At 75.0% G+C, this 21627-nt stretch carries 27 protein-coding genes, 2 tRNA genes and 1 pseudogene; 13 read left to right on the top strand and 17 right to left on the bottom strand.

Annotated elements, in window-relative coordinates; translation table 11 throughout:
• Positions 1-10 precede the first annotated feature (10 nt).
• Positions 11-631 (bottom strand): response regulator transcription factor, encoded by a 621-nt coding sequence (locus tag FSW04_RS11830; protein ID WP_228431260.1) that lies wholly within the window; start codon positions 629-631, stop codon positions 11-13.
• Between the two features lie 122 nt (positions 632-753).
• Here FSW04_RS11830 and FSW04_RS11825 point away from each other — a divergent pair, with 122 nt between their 5' ends.
• Complete coding sequence (locus FSW04_RS11825) at positions 754-951, top strand: hypothetical protein (RefSeq protein WP_146919448.1); 198 nt, start codon at positions 754-756, stop codon at positions 949-951.
• Here the strand turns inward: FSW04_RS11825 and FSW04_RS11820 are convergent.
• A complete protein-coding gene (locus tag FSW04_RS11820) occupies positions 948-1376 on the bottom strand; it encodes a DUF6636 domain-containing protein (protein WP_146919446.1) in 429 nt (142 codons plus the stop codon). The genes FSW04_RS11825 and FSW04_RS11820 overlap by 4 nt on opposite strands.
• Positions 1377-1431: 55 nt before the next feature.
• Between FSW04_RS11820 and FSW04_RS11815 the strand changes: the two genes are divergently transcribed.
• The gene (locus tag FSW04_RS11815) at positions 1432-1920 is read left to right on the top strand and encodes a GNAT family N-acetyltransferase (RefSeq protein WP_146923684.1); all 489 of its coding nucleotides are present in this window, start codon (positions 1432-1434) and stop codon (positions 1918-1920) included.
• Here FSW04_RS11815 and FSW04_RS27830 read toward each other — a convergent pair.
• From FSW04_RS27830 to FSW04_RS11805, 4 genes and pseudogenes are all read right to left on the bottom strand, one after another.
• Positions 1901-2032, bottom strand: a complete 132-nt coding sequence (locus FSW04_RS27830) for a hypothetical protein (RefSeq protein WP_267128306.1) — start codon at positions 2030-2032, stop codon at positions 1901-1903. The two genes, FSW04_RS11815 and FSW04_RS27830, sit on opposite strands and share 20 nt — an antisense overlap.
• 12 nt (positions 2033-2044) lie before the next feature.
• Positions 2045-2623 carry a LiaI-LiaF-like domain-containing protein gene (locus FSW04_RS11810; RefSeq protein WP_187369441.1) on the bottom strand — a complete coding sequence of 193 codons (579 nt, stop codon included), beginning with the start codon at positions 2621-2623 and terminating at the stop codon, positions 2045-2047.
• Positions 2624-2631: 8 nt separating this feature from the next.
• A pseudogene (locus FSW04_RS28470) lies at positions 2632-2781 on the bottom strand (hypothetical protein); the annotation flags it as partial.
• Between the two features lie 88 nt (positions 2782-2869).
• Positions 2870-2952, bottom strand: a tRNA-Leu gene (locus tag FSW04_RS11805).
• A 62-nt stretch (positions 2953-3014) separates the two neighbouring features.
• Between FSW04_RS11805 and FSW04_RS11800 the strand changes: the two genes are divergently transcribed.
• A complete protein-coding gene (locus FSW04_RS11800; protein ID WP_146919442.1) occupies positions 3015-3509 on the top strand; it encodes a hypothetical protein in 495 nt (164 codons plus the stop codon).
• 14 nt (positions 3510-3523) lie between these two features.
• Positions 3524-3606 (top strand) — tRNA-Leu (locus tag FSW04_RS11795).
• Positions 3607-3759: 153 nt separating this feature from the next.
• On the opposite strand, the gene FSW04_RS11790 is transcribed toward FSW04_RS11795, so the two are convergent.
• Entirely contained in the window at positions 3760-4656 is an 897-nt protein-coding gene (locus FSW04_RS11790; RefSeq protein ID WP_146919440.1) for a phenylalanine 4-monooxygenase, read from the bottom strand.
• 101 nt (positions 4657-4757) lie between these two features.
• Here FSW04_RS11790 and FSW04_RS11785 point away from each other — a divergent pair, with 101 nt between their 5' ends.
• Both FSW04_RS11785 and FSW04_RS11780 read left to right on the top strand, forming a co-directional pair.
• The gene (locus FSW04_RS11785; RefSeq protein ID WP_146919438.1) at positions 4758-5234 is read left to right on the top strand and encodes an Lrp/AsnC family transcriptional regulator; all 477 of its coding nucleotides are present in this window, start codon (positions 4758-4760) and stop codon (positions 5232-5234) included.
• 291 nt (positions 5235-5525) lie between these two features.
• Positions 5526-5927 (top strand): pyridoxamine 5'-phosphate oxidase family protein, encoded by a 402-nt coding sequence (locus tag FSW04_RS11780; RefSeq protein ID WP_146919436.1) that lies wholly within the window; start codon positions 5526-5528, stop codon positions 5925-5927.
• On the opposite strand, the gene FSW04_RS11775 is transcribed toward FSW04_RS11780, so the two are convergent.
• Together FSW04_RS11775 and FSW04_RS11770 are read right to left on the bottom strand one after the other, a co-directional pair.
• A complete protein-coding gene (locus FSW04_RS11775) occupies positions 5928-6689 on the bottom strand; it encodes an inositol monophosphatase family protein (RefSeq protein ID WP_146919434.1) in 762 nt (253 codons plus the stop codon).
• A 49-nt stretch (positions 6690-6738) separates the two neighbouring features.
• Positions 6739-8136, bottom strand: a complete 1398-nt coding sequence (locus tag FSW04_RS11770; RefSeq protein ID WP_146919432.1) for an amidase — start codon at positions 8134-8136, stop codon at positions 6739-6741.
• Positions 8137-8224: 88 nt separating this feature from the next.
• Here FSW04_RS11770 and FSW04_RS11765 point away from each other — a divergent pair, with 88 nt between their 5' ends.
• The 3 genes from FSW04_RS11765 to FSW04_RS11755 are packed head-to-tail and all read left to right on the top strand — an operon-like array spanning position 8225 to position 11678.
• Positions 8225-8872 (top strand): cupredoxin domain-containing protein, encoded by a 648-nt coding sequence (locus FSW04_RS11765; RefSeq protein WP_146919429.1) that lies wholly within the window; start codon positions 8225-8227, stop codon positions 8870-8872.
• A 55-nt stretch (positions 8873-8927) separates the two neighbouring features.
• Positions 8928-10901 (top strand): acetoacetate--CoA ligase, encoded by a 1974-nt coding sequence (locus FSW04_RS11760; RefSeq protein ID WP_146919427.1) that lies wholly within the window; start codon positions 8928-8930, stop codon positions 10899-10901.
• 57 nt (positions 10902-10958) lie between these two features.
• The gene (locus FSW04_RS11755) at positions 10959-11678 is read left to right on the top strand and encodes a DUF4389 domain-containing protein (RefSeq protein WP_146919425.1); all 720 of its coding nucleotides are present in this window, start codon (positions 10959-10961) and stop codon (positions 11676-11678) included.
• 10 nt (positions 11679-11688) lie between these two features.
• On the opposite strand, the gene FSW04_RS11750 is transcribed toward FSW04_RS11755, so the two are convergent.
• The 3 genes from FSW04_RS11750 to FSW04_RS11745 form a co-directional block, all read right to left on the bottom strand.
• Positions 11689-12555 (bottom strand): hypothetical protein, encoded by an 867-nt coding sequence (locus tag FSW04_RS11750; RefSeq protein ID WP_146919423.1) that lies wholly within the window; start codon positions 12553-12555, stop codon positions 11689-11691.
• A 70-nt stretch (positions 12556-12625) separates the two neighbouring features.
• On the bottom strand, positions 12626-12913 hold the full coding sequence (locus FSW04_RS27105; RefSeq protein WP_267128305.1) for a 3-hydroxyacyl-CoA dehydrogenase family protein: 288 nt from the start codon (positions 12911-12913) through the stop codon (positions 12626-12628).
• A complete protein-coding gene (locus FSW04_RS11745) occupies positions 12859-13518 on the bottom strand; it encodes a 3-hydroxyacyl-CoA dehydrogenase family protein (protein WP_228431173.1) in 660 nt (219 codons plus the stop codon). The genes FSW04_RS27105 and FSW04_RS11745 overlap by 55 nt, the downstream gene beginning before the upstream one ends.
• A gap of 39 nt (positions 13519-13557) precedes the next feature.
• On the opposite strand from FSW04_RS11745, the gene FSW04_RS11740 reads away from it, so the two are divergent.
• Complete coding sequence (locus FSW04_RS11740) at positions 13558-14337, top strand: enoyl-CoA hydratase/isomerase family protein (protein ID WP_146919421.1); 780 nt, start codon at positions 13558-13560, stop codon at positions 14335-14337.
• On the opposite strand, the gene FSW04_RS11735 is transcribed toward FSW04_RS11740, so the two are convergent.
• Genes FSW04_RS11735 through FSW04_RS11725 form a run of 3 tightly spaced genes read right to left on the bottom strand, consistent with a single transcriptional unit; the run spans position 14324 to position 16505 of the window.
• Entirely contained in the window at positions 14324-15409 is a 1086-nt protein-coding gene (locus FSW04_RS11735) for a M28 family peptidase (RefSeq protein WP_146919419.1), read from the bottom strand. The genes FSW04_RS11740 and FSW04_RS11735 overlap by 14 nt on opposite strands.
• On the bottom strand, positions 15406-15774 hold the full coding sequence (locus FSW04_RS11730) for a thioesterase family protein (RefSeq protein WP_146919417.1): 369 nt from the start codon (positions 15772-15774) through the stop codon (positions 15406-15408). The genes FSW04_RS11735 and FSW04_RS11730 overlap by 4 nt, the downstream gene beginning before the upstream one ends.
• A complete protein-coding gene (locus FSW04_RS11725; protein WP_146919415.1) occupies positions 15771-16505 on the bottom strand; it encodes an SDR family NAD(P)-dependent oxidoreductase in 735 nt (244 codons plus the stop codon). The genes FSW04_RS11730 and FSW04_RS11725 overlap by 4 nt, the downstream gene beginning before the upstream one ends.
• A gap of 26 nt (positions 16506-16531) precedes the next feature.
• Here FSW04_RS11725 and cofD point away from each other — a divergent pair, with 26 nt between their 5' ends.
• Genes cofD through cofE form a run of 3 tightly spaced genes read left to right on the top strand, consistent with a single transcriptional unit; the run spans position 16532 to position 18854 of the window.
• Entirely contained in the window at positions 16532-17461 is a 930-nt protein-coding gene (gene cofD / locus FSW04_RS11720; RefSeq protein WP_187369439.1) for a 2-phospho-L-lactate transferase, read from the top strand.
• Positions 17458-18117 (top strand): 2-phospho-L-lactate guanylyltransferase, encoded by a 660-nt coding sequence (gene cofC, locus FSW04_RS11715; RefSeq protein ID WP_146919412.1) that lies wholly within the window; start codon positions 17458-17460, stop codon positions 18115-18117. The genes cofD and cofC overlap by 4 nt, the downstream gene beginning before the upstream one ends.
• A complete protein-coding gene (gene cofE / locus FSW04_RS11710; RefSeq protein ID WP_146919410.1) occupies positions 18114-18854 on the top strand; it encodes a coenzyme F420-0:L-glutamate ligase in 741 nt (246 codons plus the stop codon). The genes cofC and cofE overlap by 4 nt, the downstream gene beginning before the upstream one ends.
• Here the strand turns inward: cofE and greA are convergent.
• Positions 18851-19315 (bottom strand): transcription elongation factor GreA, encoded by a 465-nt coding sequence (greA, locus tag FSW04_RS11705; protein ID WP_146919408.1) that lies wholly within the window; start codon positions 19313-19315, stop codon positions 18851-18853. The genes cofE and greA overlap by 4 nt on opposite strands.
• Before the next feature lie 32 nt (positions 19316-19347).
• A complete protein-coding gene (cofH, locus tag FSW04_RS11700; RefSeq protein ID WP_146919406.1) occupies positions 19348-21582 on the bottom strand; it encodes a 5-amino-6-(D-ribitylamino)uracil--L-tyrosine 4-hydroxyphenyl transferase CofH in 2235 nt (744 codons plus the stop codon).
• Positions 21583-21627: the final 45 nt, after the last annotated feature.

The following is a 21627-nucleotide window of genomic DNA, read 5'->3' as shown; positions in this document are numbered from 1 at the left end:
CCACGCCGTCCTAGAGCTCGAGCTCGCCCCGGCGCAGCGCGACGACGATCGCGTGCGCGCGGGTGCGCGTGCTGAGCTTGCCCATCGCGTTGCGGACGTGGGTGCGGATGGTCTCGACCGACAGCACCAGCTCCGCCGCGATGTCGTCGATCGACTGGCCCTCGGCCAGGCGGCTGAGGACCTCGCGCTCACGCACGGTGAGCACGCGCTGGGGCGGCGTCGCGCGCAGCATCAGCCGCTCGCGGATGCTCGGATCGATGAACGTGCCGCCCGCGGCCACGGCTCGCACCGCCTTCAGGGTCGTCTCCGGCGCCGAGGCCTTGTGCGTGCACCCGCGGGCCCCGCTCTCGAGCGCGTGCTCGAGCAGGTCGCCGTCGTCGCTGCCCGTGTAGAGGAGCACGCCCAGGCGGTTGTCGCGGCGCAGCAGCCTCCGGGTCAGCTCGATGCCGCTGCCGTCGGGCAGCTGGACGTCGATGAGCGCGAGGTCAGGGTCGGATCCGACGATCGCGGCGTGGCCCTCCTCGGCCGTCCCGGCGCGGCCCACGACCGCGTACCCCTCCCGTTCGAGGACCAGGCACAGGCCCTCCCGAACCGTGGGATGGTCTTCGACCACCACGATCCTGCGACTCATCTCGGACACACGACGCGACGGTAGAGCATCAGGCGGCACGTCATGAACGATCCGGCATCCCCAGCGGCCCCAATGGTCCAGCGCTCCCCGCGATGCTGGCGTCAGCAACCTCCCAGGGGACCATGGAGTACGTCAAACCCGCGTGGGTCGCGGGCCTCGGACGCGACCCCAGCGGGACCGCGTGCGCCGATCCCCTGGTCCCCGGATGGTGCATCGGACACGACCTCGGCCCGGCACGGCTGGATGCGGCGCCGGCGATCTTCGGCCGCCTGCCGCCGGGCGCCGGCGCGGCCTCCTGGTTCACGCTGCCCCGGCCCTAGAACAGCCGCTGAGCCTGGCGCGAGAGCTCGAAGCCGTGGCCGGCGTGCGTCGCGCAGCGCAGCCCGGTGCGCCGCGACGTGCACGTGAACGGACCGAGCCGGCGCTGGTGGCCGTAGGCCAGCACGTTGGCCTTGGGGTCCAGCGCGGTGTCCCCGGCGCACAGGCGCCGGGCCCGTCCGGTGGTCCCGAGCAGGAACGCGCTGCCGTAGTCGAGATCGCAGGACTTGGGCCGCGCCGGCGGATCGACGACGCCGCGCACGTCGCAGCGCAGCGCTCGCACGCCGCCGACGAGGCTGTAGATGCAGCCGATGGAGCCCGACGGCGTCCGGAACGCGACGAAGCTGTCCTTGGCCGAGGCGGCGGGGACGACCACGGCGAGGCCCGCGAGGACGCAGGCGGCGAGGCGGCGGGTGCGGGCGGTCATGGCGCGCGCAAGCCTAAGGGGCGGCCGCACCGGAGCGCGTGCCACCATGGCCGGCATGCGGATCCGCGAGGCCATCCCCGCCGACTGGGCGGCGATCTGGCCGTTCTTCGCCGCGATCGTGCGCGCGGGCGAGACCTATGCCTACGACGCCGACCTCGACGCCGACGCGGGCCGCGCGCTGTGGATGGAGGCGCCGCCCGGCCGCACGGTGGTGGCCGTCGACGACGCCGGCGCCGTGCTCGGCTCGGCCAAGATGGGGCCCAACCGCGGCGGCAACGGCGCACACGTGGCGACCGCGAGCTTCATGGTCGACCCGGCGGCCCAGGGGCGCGGGGTCGGCCGCGCGCTGGGCGAGCACGCGATCGCCTGGGCGACCGACGCCGGCTACCGCGCGATGCAGTTCAACGCGGTCGTCGAGACGAACACCGCCGCGATGGCGCTGTGGCGCGCGCTCGGCTTCGAGGTGCTCGCGACCGTCCCGGAGGCCTTTCGCCATCCGGAGCGCGGCCTCGTGGGCCTGCACCTCATGCTGCGCCGGCTGTGAGCCCGGCGGGCTCGAAGGCGCCGCCGAGCCGGTACGCCCGCCTCAGGTAGCTCTCGATGGCCGCCTGGTCGGCGACGGTGGCGCGGGAGAAGGAGACGTGCTCGACACGCATCGGCCGCCGTCCCTAGTGCTTGTCGTGCTTGATCGCGATGCCGCCGAACAGCGCGAGCGCGTCGACGTGCAGGCGCGGAGCGTCCTGGCCGAGCTCGCCTGCGGCCTCCGTCTTGTCCTCGACGCCGGCGAAGAGCGGCGTGCTGCTCGTCGTGATGCGCCAGCCGCGGGGGACGAGGATGTCGATGCCGCCGAAGGCCGCTGTCGCGGTGATCGTCGCGCCGTCCGGAGCCGGTGTCGCGTGCCTGAGGTCGAGCGTGACGCCGCCGAAGATCGCGGTCAGCGACGCGCTGTGGAACCGCTGGGAGCTGCTGGCGACGCTCGGGCCGCCGAAGATGCCCGTGGCGACGATGGTGTCATCGCGCGCGACGCCGGCCGGCAGCGCGCCCGCGCCTCGCCGGTGGCCGAGGACCATGATCCCGGCGGCGATGACCGCGATCGGCCAGAGGTAGGCCCACACGTCCCCGTGGACGGCGTCGGTCGTGAACAGCAGCGCGACCCCGCCGGCGACGATGAGCAGCAGCGGCCGGTGAGCGATCCCGGCCGCTGCGCGAGCTGGAGCGCGCCGAGGACGACGACGGCGACGGGCCACCAGTGGTCGATCGCATCGCCGGCGCGCAGGACGCCCGCGCTGTCGAGCAGGAACAGCACGCCGATGCTGACCACCACGAGGCCCAGCAGGATCCGGCCGATGTTCGCCCTGGGTCGCCGGCGGCCGGCGGGATGTCCGATGGGTGATGGCGCGATCATGGCCCCGGATGCTCGGCCGCCGGCCCTCCCGCCGCATCAGTGCTGGTCCCGCGTCGTGCTGCGGCCTTTCACGCAGGACGACCCCGCATGCGGGCGGAGGGACTCGAACCCCCACAGCCGATGGCCACGAGGACCTAAACCTCGCGCGTCTACCAGTTCCGCCACGCCCGCCGGCGGGCCGGCGACGACCGATCGTCGCGCGCACCCGCCCGGGATTGTATGGTCGCGCGCTGATGGCCGAGGAGAGCACCGTCATCATCGACCACCCCAACCGCGACAAGGCCGCCAGCAAGGCCACGCGGCTGGTCGTGCTGGCGCTCCTCCTGGTCTCCGTCGTCCTCATGCTGCTGGTGACCGCCGGCGGCTGGGACCAGCTGCAGGGCACGAAGGCCGTGCTCATCGGCTACGAGCTCGTCTACCTCGTGATGGCGGTCTACGTTGCCCGGTGGAACCGCGGCGTGCTGCCGGTCGCCGCGGCGCTGGCGATCATCCTGGCCATCTTCGGCGCGGTCGCCGCGCCGGGCTGGTTCGACCGCGACCATGCGGGCTTCGCGCCGTCGTCGATCGACGCGGCGACCCTCGGCGCGATCTGCGTGATCCTGATCCCCGTCCAGGTGCTGCTCATCGCGTTCGCGATGCGCGGCTTCGGCCAGGCGTGGAACGTCGAGGTCGAGCGCAACCCCGTCCCGCGGGCCCCGCGGCCCGGCGCGCACCCGCACCTCGCCTAGACTGACCGCCGCGGGCCCGGGTGGCGGAACGGTAGACGCGAAGGACTCAAAATCCTTTGTCCGTAGGGGCGTGTGGGTTCGAATCCCACCCCGGGTATGAACGGCGTCTGAACGCCGACCGCCCGTTCGGGCTATGTGCACGCGTCGTGCAGCGGTGAGCGCCAACGCGCTCAACTACGGTGCGCGCGTGACGCCCTCGGGACAGGGCGACAGGCCCCGAGGACACCGGAGAGGTTCTCGGGGGCCTGTGCTACTTCAGGGCGCCGGCGGTCGCGCGCAGCCGCGCGGGGGTGTCGTCGTCGGCCCCGGCGAAGAAGCCGCCGACCGCGTCCTCGAGATGGTCGAGGGACTCCGCGCAGTACAGGACGGGCTGGTAGCGCGTGATGTCGTAGTCGATCGTCGCCATCTCGGCGAAGTCCAGCGGGCGGATCTCCATCTGCCGGAACTCCTCGATCTCGCCGTAGCTCGACAGGATCCCGGCGCCGTAGGCGCGCAGGTCGCCGCTCTCGCGCAGCACGCCGAACTCCATCGTGAACCAGAAGACGTCGGCGATGGCCTGCAGCGCCTCGGCGGTCTCCACCCGCCGGGCGGCGCGGCCGGCCTCGCGCTTGAGCGCCGCGAGGCGCGGGCTGGCCAGCATGTTGCCGTGGCCGATGACCTCGTGGATGACGTCGGGCTCGGGCGTGTACAACGGCTCGGACGGGTGGCGCACGTACTGGGTCGAGTGGAAGACGCCCTCGCCGAGCGCCTCGTAGAACTCCCGCAGCTCGACCAGGCCCGGCGCCGGGCGGTAGGTGAAGCCCGACAGCGCCTCCAGGCCGACGGTCACCTCGCGCAGCTGGGGCACGCGGTCCTCGGGCAGGCCGAGCGCCGCCTTGACCTCGAGGTACTCCCGGCAGGCGTAGCGCTCGTGGCGGTCGTGCAGCTCGCGCGAGACGACGCGCCAGATCCCGTCCTCGGCCTCGGTGTAGGCGATGTCGGGCAGCGGCCGGCCCGGCGCCCAGGCCATCGCCACCTCGGCGATCGCGTTGCGCGGGGCGCGGTAGACGGCGTCGTGGAAGCCGGGGTGGTCCTCACCGAGGTGGACCTCGACCGTGCCGTCGCCGTCGCGCGTCACCGGCGAGTAGAGCTGGCCCTCTTCGAACATGGCCACCCAGGACACCACCCCGGTCGTCGGTTGGCAAGAGCGCGCAGCAGAAGCTGCCATTCTGCCCAATACCGACCATGCTACGGCCGTATCCTCTGGTCATGTCGACCAGCTCGATCGATGCCCTGGACGCCCGTCTCATCGCCCTGCTGGACGACGAGCCGCGCCTGGGGCTCATGGAGGCGGCGCGCCGGCTCGGCGTCGCCCGCGGCACGGTGCAGGCCCGCCTGGCCAAGCTCGAGGGGCGCGGGGTGGTGCGCGGCTTCGGGCCCGACGTGGACCCGGCACGGCTCGGCTACCCCGTGCTCGCGTTCGTCTTCCTGCAGATCGCCCAGGGGCGGCTGACGGAGGCGATCACCGTCCTCGGCGCGACCCCGGAGGTCCTGGAGGCCACCGCGACCAGCGGACCGAGCGATCTGCTGTGCCGGATCGTCGCGCGCGACACCGAGCACCTGCAGGCCATCGTCAACCAGCTGTTGTCCAACAACGCCATCCGGCGCTCGACGAGCTACATCGCGCTGAGCCGCCAGATCCCCTACCGCACCGCCCCGCTCGTGGCCCAGGCGGGCGCCGCCTGATCGCCACGCTGCCGGCCGGGGTCGCCGCCGCGCTGCCCGGCTGGCCGACACCGGGGACGCCGCACGCGGGCGCCCGGTGATCTGCACGTCGAGCCGACCTGCCGGGCTCCGGGCCGCTGCGGTCCTCGAGCGACGACCCGTCGACGGTGCCCGCCTCGGTGGCGCGCGCCGCGGCCGGCTACGCACGCGGCGGGGCGCCGCCGGCCACGGGTAGCCGGCCGGAGAAGGGGACCGCGGTCCGCCGGTGGATAGATTGGAGGACGACCTTCCCCCCATTCCAAGGAGGCCCCCATGGCCGACACGCTGGACGGACGCGCACGCGAGATCGTCGCCGACAAGAACTTCGCCCACCTCGCCGTCCCCCGCAAGGACGGCTCGATCCAGAGCGTCGTCATCTGGGCCGACGTCGACGACCACGGGCGCGTGACCGTCAACTCCGCCGAGGGCCGCGGCTGGCCCGCGAACCTGCGCCGCGCCGGCCAGGCGACGATCAGCGTCGCCAATGCCGAGAACCCCTACGAGTTCGTCTCGCTCGTCGGCAAGGTCGTCGAGGACACCCACGAGGGCGCCGACGACCACATCGACGCGCTGGCCAAGAAGTACCTCGACGCCGACAGCTACCCCTTCCGTCAGGAGGGCGAGCAGCGCATCAAGTTCGTGCTGGCCCCGGAGCGCGTCGCGCTGCAGGGCTGATCAGGCGACGAGCCCGCGGAGCTCCTGCGCGATCGGGCGGGGGGCCACGAGCACGCCCCAGGGCAGCTCGCCCGCCGGATCCAGGCGCTCGACGTGCAGTCCGGCGCGCGCGCAGATGAGCTCGCCGGCCGCCACGTCCCACTCGTTGACGCCGCGCTCCCAGTAGGCGTCGACGCGGCCCGCCGCGCACCACGCCAGGTCCAGGGCGGCCGCGCCGCCGCGCCGGATGTCGCGCGCCCGCGGCAGCACCCGGGCGACGACCTGCGCCTGCAGCGCGCGGCGCCGGGCGTCGTAGCCGAAGCCCGTGGCCACGAGCGCGTGGCCGAGGTCCTCCGGCGCCGCCGGCGCCAGCACCTGGCCGTCGAGCGTCGCGGGGCCCTCGGCGGTGGCGGCGAACAGCTCGTCGCGCACCGGGTCGAAGACCACACCGGCCAGCCCCTCGCAGGCCACGCTGACGCACCACTGCGGCAGGCCGTAGAGGTAGTTGACGGTCCCGTCGAGCGGGTCGACGATCCAGCGGCGGCCCGTGCTGCCCGCGCGGTCATCGCCCTCCTCCCCCAGGACGGCGTCGTCGGGCGCGCGGCGGGTCAGGACGCCGCGGATCGCCGCCTCGGCGGCGAGGTCGGCGGCGCTGACGAGGTCGGTCGTCGTGGACTTCGTCGCCAGGACGCGCTCGCTGCCGAAGCGCTCGAGCAGGAGCGCCCCGGCGGTGCGGGCGGCCTCCGTGGCGATGTCGAGCAGCTCGGCGCCGGCGTCGCTCATCGAGCGTGCCGGCCGCGTCGGCGAGCCTGGGCATCTGAGACGTCCGACCTCATGCGGCGACGGGCGGACGACGGCGGGCCCAGGGCCGGGCGCGCTCGATCTGGGCGGCGAGGGCGAGCAGCACGGCGTCGGTGCCGCGGCGGCCGATGAGCTGGACCCCGACGGGCAGCCCGTCGTCGTCGGTGCCCGACGGGACCGCGCAGGCCGGCTGGCCCGTGACGTTCCACACGGGCATCCAGGTCAGGCGCTCGGCACCCCGCGCCATGTACGTCACGGCGCCGAGGCGGCCGAACGTGCCGGCCTCGTAGGGGCCGTCGACGGCGGCCGGCGTCAGCAGCACGTCGACGTCGTCCCAGAGGCGGTCCAGCCGACGGGCCTGCTCGGCCTCCACCGCGCGCGACCAGCGCACGAGGCGCTCGGGCAGCGCGGCACCGACGGCCGCGACGCGTCGCGTGCGGCGCTCGAGCAGCTCGGGGTGCGGCATCGCGGCGCGCACGTCGTCGGCCAGGCCGCGCAGCACGCGGGTCGACGTCGACGCCCACAGCGACGCGGGGTAGTCGGGGTCGCGCTCGGAGACTTCGTGGCCCAGGCCGCGAAGCAGCTCCGCCGTGGCGTGCACGGCGCCCCGCTCCTCGCGCCCGAGCCGCGGCAGCGCGCCGGGCGGGGCCTTCGTGCTGACCGCGACGCGCAGCCGCGCGGGCGCCCGCTCCTCGGCGATCGCCGCGGCGAAGCCGCCCTCGGGGCCGCCGGCCGTCGTGGCGTCGAGGAAGAGCGCCGCGTCGGCGACGGTGCGGGCCAGCGGGCCGTTGACCGACAGGCCCTGCCAGGCGTCGTCGTGCGGGCCGATCGGGACGAGGTCGCGGGTCGGCTTGTGGCCGAACAGGCCCGTCCAGGCCGACGGGTTGCGGATCGACCCGGCGCCGTCGGAGCCCAGCGCGACGCCGCACAGCGCGGCCGCCGCGGCCGCGGCGCTGCCGCCGCTGGAGCCGCCGGGCGTGCGCGCCAGGTCCCAGGGGTTGCGCGTGGAGCCGAACGTGGTGCTGTCGGTCGCGGGCAGCATCGTCAGCTCGGGCACGTGCGTCTTGCCCACGAGGATCGCGCCGGCGCCGCGCAGGCGGGCGACGACCTCGGCGTCGCGGGCCACGGGCCCGGCGTGCGCGGCCGTCCCCCACGCCGTCGACTCGCCGGCCAGGTCGATGTCGTCCTTGACCGCGACCGGGACCCCGAGGAGCGGGCGGCGGTCCCCCGCGCTGCGCCGCGCGTCGGCCTGGTCGGCCTGGGCCAGCGCGTGCTCGGCCAGCACGACGCGGTAGGCGTTGAGGCGGGCGTCGAGGCGCTCGATGCGCGTGAGCACGACCTCGGTCAGCTCCCGCGCCGAGACCTCCCCGGCATGGATGAGCCGGGCCTGCTCGGCGGCTCCGGCGAAGGCGAGATCGGTGGCGTCCATGACCGCGCGACACGCTACCGGCCCCGTCCACCCGCGCACCGCGCGAGTGGAGCGGGCGGCCCCGGCGACCGATGAACGGGCCAGACCCGTGATCGCGCGCCCCTCACGACCCCTGGCCGGGCTCCTGGTCCTCGGCGTCCTCGGCAGCGCCGTGGCCGTCGCCGACGCCCGCCCCGACCCACGGGCCCACCACGCCCGCAAGGCCCTGCGCGCGCACGGCCGCACGCTGGCCACGAAGGCCGGCGCCGGCCGGGGCTGGATCCCGGCCTCGCTGCTGGCCGCGACCAGTCGGCCCGCGCCCACGGGCGCCGCCCACCTCGCCGCCGACCCCGCCGGCCCCACGGGGCCCACCGCCGCAGCGCCCGGGCCCCCGACCGCACCCGGCGACCCGGCGCCCGACCCCGGGCCGCCCCCGCCCCCGGCGGCGGCCGCCGTCGGCGTCCAGCTCGACGACACGCCGGACTACCGGGCGCAGCTCTCGCGGGCGTCGGTCATCGCGGGCAGCGTCACGCTCCAGCTGCAGAACGTCGGCGAGGACCCCCACAACCTGCGCGTCGTCCGCCTCGACGGCACGGGGACGCCGGTCGACCTCCCGCAGACCGCGCCGGGCGCGAGCACGACGCGCACGCTCGCGCTGACCGCGGGGCAGTACTACGTGTACTGCACGCTGACCGCGCCGGTCAGCCACGAGGCGGCCGGCATGCACGCGACGCTGACCGTCACGCCCGCCTCCTGACGGCGGCGCACGCCGGCGACGGCGCGGCGCACGGCGTGTGCAAGAGTGCCGGACCATGGCGACCCCCGAGCCCAAGGTCCTGTGGTCACCCGGTGAGGACCGCAAGGAGGCGGCGGCGATCACGCGCTATGCGCGCTGGATCGCCGAGACGCGCGGCGTCGAGCTCGGCGGCGCCGACCCGTTCGACTACACGGCGCTGTGGCGGTGGTCGGTGGACGACCTCGAGGGCTTCTGGGCCTCGATCTGGGAGTACTTCGACGTGCAGGCCGCCACGCCGTACGAGCGCGTGCTGGGCTCGCGCGACATGCCCGGGGCGGAGTGGTTCACCGGCGCGACGCTCAACTACGCCGAGCACGTCTTCCGCGGCAAGAAGGACGCCGACCTGGCCATCCAGGCGGCCTCCGAGCTGCGCGAGCTCGACCACATGACCTGGGGCGAGCTGCGCGAGCTGACCGCGCGCATCGCCACCGGGCTGCGCCTGTGGGGCGTGGGCCCCGGCGACCGCGTCGTGGCCTACATGCCCAACATCCCCGAGGCCGTCGCGGCGTTCCTGGCGTGCTCGTCGCTGGGCGCGACGTGGTCGTCGTGCTCGCCGGACTTCGGCGCGCGCTCCGTCGTGGACCGCTTCGCGCAGATCGAGCCCAAGGTGCTGCTGGCCGTCGACGGCTACCGCTACGGCGGCAAGGACTTCGACCGCCGCGACGTCGTCGCCGCCCTGCGCGCCGAGATGCCGTCGCTGGAGCACGTCGTCCTGCTCGACTACCTCGGCACGGGCGAGCTGGAGGGCGCCCGGCCCTGGCGCGACCTCGTCGGCCAGCAGGAGCCGCTGACGTTCGCGCCGCTGGACTTCGACCACCCGCTGTGGGTCCTGTACTCCTCGGGCACCACGGGCCTCCCCAAGCCGATCGTCCACGGTCAGGGCGGCGTGCTGGTCGAGCAGCTCAAGGGCATGCACCTGCACATCGACGCCCAGGCGGGCGACCGCCTGTTCTGGTTCACCACGACGGGCTGGATGATGTGGAACTTCCTGGTCGGCGTGCTGCTCTCGCCCGCCTCCATCGTGCTCTACGACGGCAACCCGGGCACGCCGACCCTGGACCGCCTCTGGGACCTGGCCGCCGACACCGGCACGACGATCTTCGGCACCAGCGCGTCCTTCATCGCCACGTGCATGAAGGAGGGCGTCGAGCCCGCCGGGGAGGGCCGCGACCTGTCGGCGCTGGGAGCGATCGGGTCGACCGGCTCACCGCTGGCCCCCGAGGGCTTCCAGTGGGTCTACGACCACGTCGGCGCCGACACCTGGCTGTTCTCCACCAGCGGCGGCACCGACGTCGTCACCTCCTTCGTCGGCGGCGTCCCGACGCTGCCCGTCCACCTCGGCGAGCTGCAGGCCCGGATGCTCGGCGTCGACGTCCAGGCCTGGGACCCCGACGGCAGGCCGCTGGTCGGCGAGGTCGGCGAGCTCGTCGTCACCCAGCCCATGCCGACGATGCCCATCTTCTTCTGGGGCGACCCCGACGGCGCGCGCCTGCGCGAGTCCTACTTCGAGCACTACCCCGGCGTCTGGCGCCACGGCGACTGGATCGAGATCACCGACCGCGGCTCGGCCATCATCTACGGCCGCAGCGACTCCACCATCAACCGCGGCGGCATCCGCATGGGCACCAGCGAGATCTACCGCGCCGTCCTGGCCGAGGACGACGTCGTCGACGCGCTGGTCGTCGACCTGCCCAAGGCCGGGACGGAGGGCTTCATGCCGCTGTTCGTCGTCCTGCGCGACGGTGCCGAGCTCACCGACGAGCTCGTCAGGCGCATCAAGACCCGCATCCGCACCGACTGCTCGCCGCGTCACGTCCCCAACGAGGTCCGCCAGGTCAAGGCCGTCCCGCGCACCCTGTCGGGCAAGGTCCTCGAGGTCCCCGTCAAGCGCATCCTGATGGGCCAGGACCCCACCACGGCGGCCAGCCGCGACAGCCTCGCCAACCCCGAGGCCCTCGACGCCTTCACCGCGCTGGCCGACGAGCTCTGACCGTCCCTGGCGCGGGACACGTCGCCGCGCCGCCGCGCCGCCCACTATGGTCGCTCCGTGACCGACCAGCCCATCTTCGAGGCCGACTACGTCGAACGTCGCAGCCGGCTGACGACGTTCTTCCGCGCGCTGCTGGCCATCCCGCACTACATCGCCCTGTGGCTCTGGGGAATGGTCGCCGCCCTGGCGGTCGTCGTCGCGTGGTTCGCGCTGCTGTTCACCGGCCGCTGGCCGCAGGGCCTCTACGACTTCGTCGCGGGGTTCCTGCGCTACTCGACCGCCGTGTCGGGCTACGTCGCGCTGCTCACCGACGAGTACCCGCCGTTCTCGCCCGACGCCGCGGGCTACCCCGTGCGGATCCGGATCCCGCCGGCCAAGGCGCAGTACGACCGGCTCAAGGTCCTGCTGCGGTTCCTGCTCGTCATCCCGGTCTACGTCATCGCCTACGCGATGCAGATCGTCTGGTCGGTCGGCACGTTCATCGCCTGGTTCGTGATCGTGATCCTCGGCCGCCAGCCCAAGGGCCTGCAGGACATGATCGTCCTCGGCCTCTCCTACCAGCAGCGCGCCTACGCCTACATGTTCCTGCTGACCGAGGACTGGCCGCCGTTCACCGATCCGCCCGCCGCGCTGGCCGCCGGCCCCCAGGGCGGCTCGCTGCGCTCGGCCCCGGCGACGGGCGCGCCGGAGGCCACCGGCCCCTGGACCGCGCCGGGGTCCACGCCGCCTCCGGCCGCCCCCGGCGGCCTGACCGGCGGCGACCCGCTCGACGGATGACGCGCCCCGCTCAGCGCAGCGGCAACGGCGGCGGCTCGGGCGCGTCGGCGTCGGGCGGCGGCGGCGCGGGCGTCGTGGGCCGCAGCCCGACCACCAGCAGCACGACGGCGATGAGCGCCAGGGCGATCGGCCAGCCCACGAGCGTCGCGCCCGAGCGGCTCACGCCGCCCGAGGTCATCACGGTGAAGGCCACCAGGTTCGCCACCCCGAGGTAGGCCGGGCCGGGCTGGCGGTCGACCGAGCTGTAGGCGATGAGGCCGAAGCCCGCGGCGGCGATGAGCAGCTCCCACCCCCAGCCCGCGGGCGCCTGGCGCCCGCCGATGAGCAGCAGGGGCGGCGCGAGGAACGTCAGCGCGATCGCCAGCGCCGCGATCCCCGCCGCGTCGACGAGCGCCACACCGTGGCGCCGGTGCCGGTCGCGCTGGGACACCGCCGCGAGCGTGAGGACCGCCATGATCCCCAGCAGGACCCAGCGGAACGTGCCTGCGCCGGGGTGCAGGGTCCAGGCCGCGAGCGCGACGAGCGCCGCCGACCCCGCCAGCGCCGCCAGCAGCGCGGCCACGGCGCTCGTGCGCCCGACGGCGAAGACGAGGGCCTGCGCGGCCACGAGGCCCAGCACCCACGTCGCGGTGCCCGCGCTCGTCAGCCCGTCGGAGCCCAGCAGCGACGCGAGGTTGCCCAGCGCCGCCAGGGCCAGCGCCACGGCGGCCACGTAGAGCGCCGACTGGTAGGCGCGAGGCGACGGGCCCTCCATCGGCGCCAGCAGCGCCAGGGTGGCGACGAACGCCCACGCGACGGCTGCGTAGGCCAGGTGGGCCCCCGCGCCCCAGGCGCGGTCGAAGCGCACCTCGACGACCCAGACCAGCGTCGTGAGCACCACGACGCCGGCGGCGACGATGTCGCCGCGGAAGGGCTTGGGGCGCAGGGCGGAGAGCAGGGCCCCGCCCCTACCGGTCCAGCCCCGGGTTCGGCACCGGCGCGTCGCCCCTGTAGTCGTAGAAGCCGATCCCGGCCTTGCGCCCGTACCAGCCCGCGGCCAGCATCTTGCGCAGGATGGGCGGCTGGGCGAAGCGGCGCTCGCGGAACTCGTCGAACAGCGCCTCGGCGACCGCGCCGGTCACGTCGTTGCCGATGAGGTCCGACAGCGTGAACGGGCCCATGGGGTGCCCCGCACCGGCCTTCATCGCCGCGTCGATCTCGGCCAGCGTGCCGACGCCCTCCTCGTAGGCGCGCATGCCGTCGAGCAGGTAGGGGATGAGCAGGCGGTTGACGATGAACCCGGCGTTGTCGCGCGTCGGGATCGGCAGCTTGCCGGGCAGCGTGGCGGCCAGGCCTGCACGGCGGCGAACGTCTCGTCGCTGGTGGTCAGCGCCCGGATGACCTCGATGAGCGTCATGACCTGGGCGGGGTTGAAGAAGTGGATGCCCGCGAAGCGGTCGGGGCGCGACGTGACCGCCGCCTGGCCGACCGTCGAGAGCGACGACGTGTTCGTGGCGAACAGCGCCTCGGGCTTGACGATCACGTCCAGCTCGCGCCACATCGCCAGCTTGGCCGGCAGGTCCTCGGTGATCGCCTCGATCACGAGGTCGGCACCGGCGAGGTCGGCGTAGCTCGTCGTGCCGGTCAGCCGCGCGCGGATCGCGTCGGCCTCCTCCTGCGTGCTCTTGCCCTTGGCCACCGCCCGGGCCAGCTGGGCCTCGATGCGCCCCAGGCCCTGGGCCAGCGCCGCCTCGTCGACCTCGCGCACGACCACCTCGTAGCCCGCCGTCGCGACCACCTGGGCGATGCCGTGGCCCATGACGCCGCACCCGACGACCGCCACCTGCTCGATCTCGGCCATGGCGCGCCACCCTAACCACCGACGGCCTAGGCTGCGCGCATGTCGATCGTCCTGACCGAGGACCGCGGCGCGGTCCGCCACGTCGTGCTCAACCGCCCGCAGAAGCGCAACGCGTTCGACGACGAGCTCGTGCTGGGCCTGCGCGCTGCGCTGCAGGCGGCGGCCGAGGACGAGGCGGTCCACGGCGTCGTCGTGCGGGGCGCCGGGCCCATGTTCTCCTCGGGCATGGACATCGGCTTCCTGGCCGGGCTGTCGGGGGATCCGGCCGGCCTGCGGCCGTCGCGGCGGACGATCCTCGAGACCTGGAACCTGCTCGAGGAGATGTCCAAGCCGACGATCGCCCAGATCCACGGGGCGTGCATCGGCGGGGCGATGGAGCTCGCCCTGGCCTGCGACCTGCGGGTGATGGCCGCCGACGCGGTCATCGGGCTCGTCGAGACCCGGATCGGCCTCGTGCCCGACGTGGGCGGCTGCTCGCGCCTGCCCGCGGTCGTCGGCCTCGGCCGCGCCAAGGAGCTCGTGATGACGTCGCGGCTCGTCGACGGCGTCGAGGCCGAGCGCATCGGCCTGGTCAACCGCGTGGCCCCGGCCGAGGAGCTCGACGCGGCGACCGACCGGCTGGTGGGCGAGCTGCTGGCCTGCGCGCCGCGCGCCGTCGGCCTGGCCAAGCGCGTGCTCGACGCGGCGGCCAAGCCCGCCCTGGCCGTCACGCTGGAGCTCGAGGTCTGCGCCCAGGAGGTCTGCGCGCGCTCCGAGGACTTCGCGGAGGGCACGAGCGCCGTGGCCGAGAAGCGCCCGCCGGCGTTCAGCGGGCGCTGAGGGCGGCCTCCTCGACGATCCCGCGCGCCAGCCGCAGGCAGGCCTCCACGCAGCCCAGGTCCACCCCGGCCGGCACGTCGTCGGACCGGTGGTAGCGCGTGAACGCCCCCTGAGGCCCGATCGACAGCAGCGAGATCGCCGGAAGCCCGGCGAAGCGCGCGAGCACCGCGTCGGTCCAGCCGCCGATGCGCCAGCGCTGCGGCGCGGGCAGTCCCGCCCGCGCGGCGCCGGCGTCGGCCAGCGCGAGGTCGGCGGCGCGGTAGCGGTGGGGCAGCAGCGTCGCCTCGGCGCGCAGGACGATCGGGGTCCCGCAGCCCAGCGTGTCGAGGCCGAGCACGAGGTCGGGCGCCAGGGCGCGGCCCTCGGCGGCCAGCCAGTCGCGCATCCCGGCCATGCCCGACTCCTCGCAGCCGCAGAACACGCCGACCAACCGGACCCCGGGCGGCGGGTCGACCAGCAGCGCCATGGCGGCCGCGACGCCGGTCGCGTTGTCGTTGGCGCCCGGCACGTGGGGCGATCGCGCGATGTCGAGCTCGGCGGCCAGCGCGACGGCCAGCAGCGCGCGGCCCAGCCGGCGCGGGCGGCGGCCCGGCAGGGCGGCCAGCAGCGCGCCCGCCGCCACGGGCGCCAGGTAGGGCGGGACCGCCCGCGTGCGCAGCCGCCGCGCGGCGCCGGGGCCCGTCAGCCGCGGATGCCAGGCCAGGCCGGTGCGCGCCGTGTCCAGGTGGGCGACCAACGCGACGGTGGCGGGCGCGCCGGGATCGCCGGCGGCCGCGACGAGGGTCGTGCCCGGGCGCCCGGGCAGCACCCGGCGCAGCCACGGCGCCCGGCCCGAGGCGTCGAGCTCGAGCGACGCCAGCGCCGCCGGCGCGGCCGGGCCGCCGAGCAGCGCGACCGCGACGTGCGCCGCGTGCGCCCAGGCGTAGGTGCCCTGGCCGCGGAAGGTCCGCACGTGCAGGTCGGTCACGCCGCGCTCGCGCAGGCGGTCGGCGACCCAGCGCGCGGCCCCGGCCTCCCCGGGGCTCGCCGAGCCGCGGGCCATCCCGGCCAGCGCGGCGATGTCGGCGATCACGGCAGCGAGGCAGGCGGTGCGGCACCGGGGACCACCCGGCGCTCGTGCGTGCCCACGCCGAGCGTGCGGTCGCCCTCGAGCACCTCGACGTCGAAGCGCAGCTTGCGGCCGTCGGCGATCTCGCGCAGCGTGGCGCGCGCCACGCAGTGCGCCCCGGCCGGCGCGCCGGCGACATGGCGGATGCACACCTCGAAGCCGACGGTCGTGGTGCCCGGCGGGATGTGGTGGGTGGCCAGGACCTGGGCGGCGCGCTCCATCATCGCGATGAGGCCCGGGGTCGAGAGCACCGGCGCCGGCAGGGTCCCGACGACGTCGGTGACCAGCGCGCCCTGCACGACGAAGGCGTGCTCGTGGACCTCCGTCACGACATGGACAGGCCGCCGCTGACGTTCAGCGTCTGGCCCGTGACGTAGGAGGCGTCGTCGGAGGCCAGGTAGGCGATCGCCGCGGCGACCTCCTCGGGCTGGCCGATGCGGCGCATCGCGGTCGCGTCGATCATCCCCTGCTTGAGCCGCTCGCCCAGCTCGCCCAGCTGCACGGGCGCGGAGTTCAGCAGCGGCGTCTCGATCGGTCCGGGCGCCACGGCGTTGACGCGCACCCCGTAGCGGGCCGACTCGCGCGCGATGGCCTTGGTGAACCCGATGACCCCGGCCTTGGCGGCCGAGTACACGACGGAGCCCTGCGAGCCGACGCGGCCGGCCTCGGAGGCGACGTTGACGATGACCCCGCCACGCCGGTGCATCGATGGCAGCACCGCGTGGGTGCAGTGCAGGACGCCCTTGAGGTTGAGGTCGAGCACGAGGTCCCACAGCGCCTCGTCGGTGTCCAGGAAGAACGCGAAGCGGTCGGTCCCGGCGTTGTTGACCAGGATGTCGATGTCGCCGGCCGCCGCGAACGCGGCCCGGACCGCGGCGCCGTCGGTGACGTCGAGCGCCACGGCCTGCGCGCCCACCTCGGCGGCGACCTTGTCGGCCCGCTCGAGGTCGACGTCGGCGGCGATGACGCGCGCGCCCTCGGCGGCCAGCCGGCGCACGGTCGCGGCGCCGATGCCCCCGGCGCCCCCGGTCACCAGCGCGGTGCGCCCTTCGAGTCGCATGGCGGCACGTTATCGTCCGCCGCCGCATGGAGACCGACCCGAGCAGCCCGGTGGTGATCCTGGCCGGAGGCACCGGCGGCGCGAAGCTCGCCCGCGGCATGCTCGACGTCGCCGGGGACGACCTCGTCGTCGTCGCCAACACCGGCGACGACGTGGAGGTCTACGGTGCCCACGTGTCCCCCGACCCCGACCTCTGCACGTTCTGGCTGGCAGACCGCATCGACGAGCGCGGCTGGGGCCTGCAGGGCGACACGTTCGCGGTCATGGACGGCCTGCGCGAGCTCGGCGTCGAGGTGTGGTTCAACCTCGGCGACCGCGACCTGGCCTACGGCCTGCGCCGCGCGCAGCTGCTGGCCGGCGGCGGCCGGCTGACCGACGCCCTGGCCGAGCTGGGCGGCGCGCTCGGGCTGCGGGCCCGCGTGCTGCCGATGAGCGACGCGCCGGTGCGCACCGTCGTGCGCAGCGGCGACCGCGAGCTGGCCTTCCAGGAGTTCATGGTGCGCGAGCGCGCAGCGCCGCCGATCGACGACGTGTCCTTCCCGGGGCTGCAGGACGCCGCCCCGCCGCCCGAGGTGCTCGCCGCGATCGCCGCGGCGCGCGCCATCGTCATCGGCCCGTCCAACCCCATCATCTCGATCCGCCCCATCCTGTCGGTCCCCGGGATGGCCGACGCGCTGCGCGCCGCGCGGGCGCCGGTCGTCGCGGTGTCGCCGTTCGTCGGCGGCCGCGTCGTCAAGGGCCCGACCGAGCCGTTCATGGCCTGGGCGGGCGTCGCCCCCGACGCCGGCGGGATCGCGGAGTGCTACGCCGGCCTGGTCGACGGGCTGGTCGCCGACGAGCGCGCGGCCGGCGTGGGCGTGCCGCTGCTGCAGACCGACACGCTGATGGCCGACGCGGCGGCCCGGACGCGCGTGGCGCGCGAGGTCCTGCGCTTCGCCGAGGGCCTGACGGCATGAGGACGGTCGCCGTGCTGCCGGTCAAGCGCTTCGGCGCGGCCAAGCAGCGGCTCAACGACGACCTCAGCGACGGCACCCGCCGCGCGCTGGCCGAGGCGATGGTCACCGACGTGCTCATCGCCCTGCGGCGCACGCGCGGCGTCGACGAGGTGCTCGTCGTCAGCGGCGAGCACGCCGCCGTGGCGCTGGCCGCGGGCTACGACGCCGCGGCGGTCATCGACGACCCGACGGACGCCGGCCACAGCGCCGCCGCGCTGCGCGGCATCGAGGCGGCGCTGGAGCGCGGCGCCACGCGCGTCGTCCTCGTGCCCGGTGACTGCCCGGCGCTGGACCCCGTCGAGCTCGACGCGCTGCTGGCCCGTGCGGGCACCGGCCCAGGGGTCCTCGTGGTGCCCGACCGCCACGGCGACGGCACGAACGCGCTGGTGCTCACCCCGCCCGACGTGATGGCGCCCGCGTTCGGCCCCGGCTCGCGCGCCCGTCACGAGGAGCTCGCCCGCGAGGCGGGCGCCGAGTGCGAGGCCGTCGAGGTGCGCACGCTGGGCCTGGACGTCGACACGCTCGACGACCTCGAGGCGCTGCGCGAGGCGCTGGACCGCCTGCGCGGCGGCGCGTCGCACACGCGCGGGCTGCTGGCCCGGGTGAGCCGCCGGTGATCACCGCGCGCGCGCTGCCGGGGCTCCCGGAGGTCCGGCCCAGCGACGACCTCGCGGCGTTGCTGGCGCAGGCGCGCGGCGGGCGGTTCGCGCCCGGCGAGGTCCTCGTGATCGCCCACAAGGTCGTCTCCAAGGCCGAGGGCCGCGTCGTGGACCTGGCCGGGGTGCAGCCCTCGCCGCGGGCGCTGGAGCTCGCGGCCGTCCTGGGCAAGGAGGATCCCCGCCACGTCGAGGTCGTCCTCCGCGAGACGGCCGAGGTCGTCCGCGCCGAGCGCGGCGTGCTCATCAGCCGCACGCGCCACGGCTTCGTCTGCGCCAACGCCGGGGTCGACGCCTCCAACGCGGCGGGCGCCGGCGAGCTCATCATGCTGCCCGTCGATCCCGACGGCTCGGCCCGCGCGCTGCGCGCCGCGCTGGCGGGCCATCCCGCCGTGGTCATCGCCGACTCCTTCGGCCGCGCGTGGCGCCACGGGCAGTGCGACGTGGCGGTCGGCATCGCCGGCCTGGCGCCGCTGGAGGACTGGCGCGGGCGCGCCGACGCCCACGGCCGCGAGCTGCACGCGACGTGGATCGCGATCGCCGACCAGGCCGCGGCGGCGGCCGACCTGGCGCGCGGCGGCAAGGACGCCGGGGAGCCCGCCGTCGTGCTGACGGGCCTGGAGCGCCACGTGACCGAGGCCGACGGGCCCGGAGCCGCGGAGCTGGTCCGCGGCCGCGACGAGGACCTCTTCGGCTAGCTGCCCAGCGCTTCGACGCGCAGGTCGCGCTTGCCGCTGGGCGTCGAGACCGTGACCGTCTCCCCCGGGGCGGCGCCGATGAGCGCCTTGGCGACCGGCGACTCGGCCGACAGCTTGCCCGTCTTGAGGTCGGCCTCGGTGGCGCCGACGATCGTGTAGGTCGTCGTGCGCCCTGACGTGACGTCGGTGACCTTGACCGTGGCGCCGAACGTGACGACCGTCGCGTCGGCCTCGGCCTCGACGACCTTGGCGTTGCGCAGCCGCTCGGTCAGGCGCGCGATCTTCGTCTCGTGGTGGGCCTGGTCCTCCTTGGCCGCGTGGTACTCGGCGTTCTCGGAGAGATCCCCCAGCTCACGGGCGACCAGGATCCGCTGGGCGATCGCACGCCGGCCCTCCCCCTCGAGCTCCTCGAGCTCGCTCTTGAGATGGGCGAGTCCCTCGCGCGTGATCGCTTCGGCCATGCGTCCAACCTAGCGAGCCGCCCGGGGCGGTGTCAGGCCGCGGCCTCCGAGGTCGCCGGCAGCGGGTGGCGCTCGCGGATGCCGTACAGCGTGTCGCGCTCGGCCGCCGGGCGGCCGGCCGCGTGGGCGGCGGCGATGAGCTGCGGCGGGTCGAGCTTGACCCCGTGGTAGCTGCCCGCCAGCCGGCTGATGTTCTCCTCCATCAACGTGCCGCCGAGGTCGTTGACGCCCCAGCGCAGCGCCTCCGTGGCGACGTCGAGGCCCATCTTGACCCAGGAGGCCTGGACGTTGGGGATCGTGCGGCCCAGCGCGAGGCGGAACACCGCGGTGTGCTTGAGGTTCTCCTCGCGGGAGATCTCCTCCACGCCGTGCGTGCGCCCCAGCAGCGTCATGAACGGGATGAAGCTCAGCGGGACGAACTCGGTGATGCCGCCGGTGCGCTCCTGCAGCTCGCGGATGACCCGCATGTGCTCGGCCAGCTCCCAGGGCTCCTCGATGTGGCCGAACATCACGGTGCTCGTGCTGCGCAGGCCGGCGCGGTGGCTGGCCTCGATGATCTCCACCCAGCGCGCGACCGGCAGCTTGTTGGGGCTGATGCGCTCGCGCACCCCGTCGTGCAGCACCTCGGCGGCGGTGCCGGGCGTCGAGCCCAGCCCGGCGTCGCGCAGCTGCGCGAAGACCTCGGCGGGCGGCAGCCCCGAGATGTCGCACATGTGCGCGATCTCCATCGGCGAGTAGGCGTGCAGGTGCAGCTGCACACCGTTGCGCGCCGCCTCGTCCTTGGCCACCCGCAACCACTTCAGGTACTCGTCGAGGTCCCAGTCGGGGTGGATGCCCGACTGCATGCACAGCTCGCTGGCGCCGTAGTCGATGGCCTGGCGCACGCGGTCGCGGAACTCCTCCTCGCCGTGCTCGTAGGCGTCGGGCGAGCGCTTGCCCTGCCCGAAGCCGCAGAACGCGCAGCCCACGACGCAGACGTTGGAGACGTTGATGTTGCGATTGACCACGAACGTCACGGTGTCGCCGGCCAGCTCGGCGCGCAGCTCGTCGGCGGCCTGGCGCATGCCCTCGATCGCGGCCGGGTCGGTGCAGGCGAACATCGCCGTGAGCTCCTCGACGCCCAGCGCCTCGCCCGCACGCGCCCGCTCGGTCGCCGGGCCCACGAGGTCGGCGTTGATGGCGAACGGCGCATCCTGGCGGCCCGACCCCTTGCGGGGGATGAAGGACCAGTACTTGGTCCGCACGACGTCGAGGACGTGCTGCTCGACCCACTCCGCGTCGAGGTACTTGCCGTAGACGCAGAGGCGCTCGGTGAGCGCCACCCCGTCGGCTGCCAGGCGCTTGCGCACCTGGTGGGGCGAGGGGAACGGGTGCTCGGGGGAGATGTGGTCGCCGTTGGAGCTCAGCCCGCCCAGGTCGGTCGCGCCCGCGGCCACGAGCTCGGGCCAGTGCTCGGACAGGTTGGGCGGCACCTGGATGCCGACGCCGGGCAGCAGCTCGCGCGCGGTGGCGATGAGCTCGACGAGGTCCTCGAGGGACACCGGCGAGGCCCAGTCGGGGACGCCGGCGACCGCCGCCTCCCGCAGCCCGGTGCGCCAGAAGCGCTCGGCGGCCTCCGTGGCGATGTCGGCCGGCTCCTCGCCGTAGTACCTCCGGTGCGGGACGAAGTTCTGGAGGATGACCTCCTGCAGGTGGCCGTGCTCGGCGTGAACCTCGGCCAGGGCGGCCAGGGCGTCGACGCGGTCCTGCCGGGTCTCGCCGATGCCGACCAGGATGCCGGAGGTGAACGGGATCTTCAGCTCGCCGGCGTCGCGGATGGTCTGCAGGCGCAGCGCCGGGTCCTTGGTCGGCGAGCCCTGGTGGGCGACGAGGTCGTCGCGCGTCGACTCGAGCATGAGCCCCTGCGAGGCGGTGACCTCGCGCAGGCGGGCCAGGTCGGCGCGCGAGAGCGCCCCGAGGTTCGTGTGGGGCAGCAGCCCGCGCTCCAGGGCCTGCTCGCAGCACCACGCCACGTAGGCGACGAAGTCCTCGAAGCCCAGCTCGGCCAGCCGGGCGCGCACGCCGGGGTGGTGCCCCGGCTCATCGCCCGTCAGGACCAGCAGCTCCTTGACCGACCGCCGCGCGGCGCCGTCGAGCAGGGCCGCCACCTCGTCGGGGGTGTGCAGATGCGGCTGGTGGGTCTGGAAGGCGCAGTACTTGCAGTGCGAGACGCAGGTCCGGGACAGCGACAGCGTCACGTTGCGGGAGAAGGTCACACGGCGGCGCACGTCCCTGATCCTACGCACCCCACCTGCGCGGCCCGCCGCAGGGGC

The organism is Baekduia soli (assembly GCF_007970665.1).
In the GTDB taxonomy this organism is placed as follows: domain Bacteria; phylum Actinomycetota; class Thermoleophilia; order Solirubrobacterales; family Solirubrobacteraceae; genus Baekduia; species Baekduia soli.
This window is presented reverse-complemented; position numbering and strand designations above follow the sequence as displayed.

What these genes read in the sequence shown, in the direction of transcription:
- FSW04_RS11815 (WP_146923684.1), top strand. Translation starts at nt 1,432, where the DNA reads ATGCGGATCCGCGAGGCCATCCCCGCCGACTGGGCGGCGATCTGGCCG.
- FSW04_RS11790 (WP_146919440.1), bottom strand. Translation starts at nt 4,656, where the DNA reads ATGTTCGAAGAGGGCCAGCTCTACTCGCCGGTGACGCGCGACGGCGAC.
- cofC (WP_146919412.1), top strand. Translation starts at nt 17,458, where the DNA reads ATGAGGACGGTCGCCGTGCTGCCGGTCAAGCGCTTCGGCGCGGCCAAG.
- FSW04_RS11825 (WP_146919448.1), top strand. Translation starts at nt 754, where the DNA reads ATGGAGTACGTCAAACCCGCGTGGGTCGCGGGCCTCGGACGCGACCCC.
- FSW04_RS11725 (WP_146919415.1), bottom strand. Translation starts at nt 16,505, where the DNA reads ATGCGACTCGAAGGGCGCACCGCGCTGGTGACCGGGGGCGCCGGGGGC.
- FSW04_RS27830 (WP_267128306.1), bottom strand. Translation starts at nt 2,032, where the DNA reads ATGCGTGTCGAGCACGTCTCCTTCTCCCGCGCCACCGTCGCCGACCAG.
- FSW04_RS11760 (WP_146919427.1), top strand. Translation starts at nt 8,928, where the DNA reads ATGGCGACCCCCGAGCCCAAGGTCCTGTGGTCACCCGGTGAGGACCGC.
- FSW04_RS11820 (WP_146919446.1), bottom strand. Translation starts at nt 1,376, where the DNA reads ATGACCGCCCGCACCCGCCGCCTCGCCGCCTGCGTCCTCGCGGGCCTC.
- FSW04_RS27105 (WP_267128305.1), bottom strand. Translation starts at nt 12,913, where the DNA reads ATGCGCGCCTACGAGGAGGGCGTCGGCACGCTGGCCGAGATCGACGCG.
- FSW04_RS11775 (WP_146919434.1), bottom strand. Translation starts at nt 6,689, where the DNA reads ATGAGCGACGCCGGCGCCGAGCTGCTCGACATCGCCACGGAGGCCGCC.
- FSW04_RS11770 (WP_146919432.1), bottom strand. Translation starts at nt 8,136, where the DNA reads ATGGACGCCACCGATCTCGCCTTCGCCGGAGCCGCCGAGCAGGCCCGG.
- FSW04_RS11780 (WP_146919436.1), top strand. Translation starts at nt 5,526, where the DNA reads ATGGCCGACACGCTGGACGGACGCGCACGCGAGATCGTCGCCGACAAG.
- cofD (WP_187369439.1), top strand. Translation starts at nt 16,532, where the DNA reads ATGGAGACCGACCCGAGCAGCCCGGTGGTGATCCTGGCCGGAGGCACC.
- greA (WP_146919408.1), bottom strand. Translation starts at nt 19,315, where the DNA reads ATGGCCGAAGCGATCACGCGCGAGGGACTCGCCCATCTCAAGAGCGAG.
- FSW04_RS11785 (WP_146919438.1), top strand. Translation starts at nt 4,758, where the DNA reads ATGTCGACCAGCTCGATCGATGCCCTGGACGCCCGTCTCATCGCCCTG.
- FSW04_RS11800 (WP_146919442.1), top strand. Translation starts at nt 3,015, where the DNA reads ATGGCCGAGGAGAGCACCGTCATCATCGACCACCCCAACCGCGACAAG.
- FSW04_RS11740 (WP_146919421.1), top strand. Translation starts at nt 13,558, where the DNA reads ATGTCGATCGTCCTGACCGAGGACCGCGGCGCGGTCCGCCACGTCGTG.
- FSW04_RS11830 (WP_228431260.1), bottom strand. Translation starts at nt 631, where the DNA reads ATGAGTCGCAGGATCGTGGTGGTCGAAGACCATCCCACGGTTCGGGAG.
- FSW04_RS11745 (WP_228431173.1), bottom strand. Translation starts at nt 13,518, where the DNA reads ATGGCCGAGATCGAGCAGGTGGCGGTCGTCGGGTGCGGCGTCATGGGC.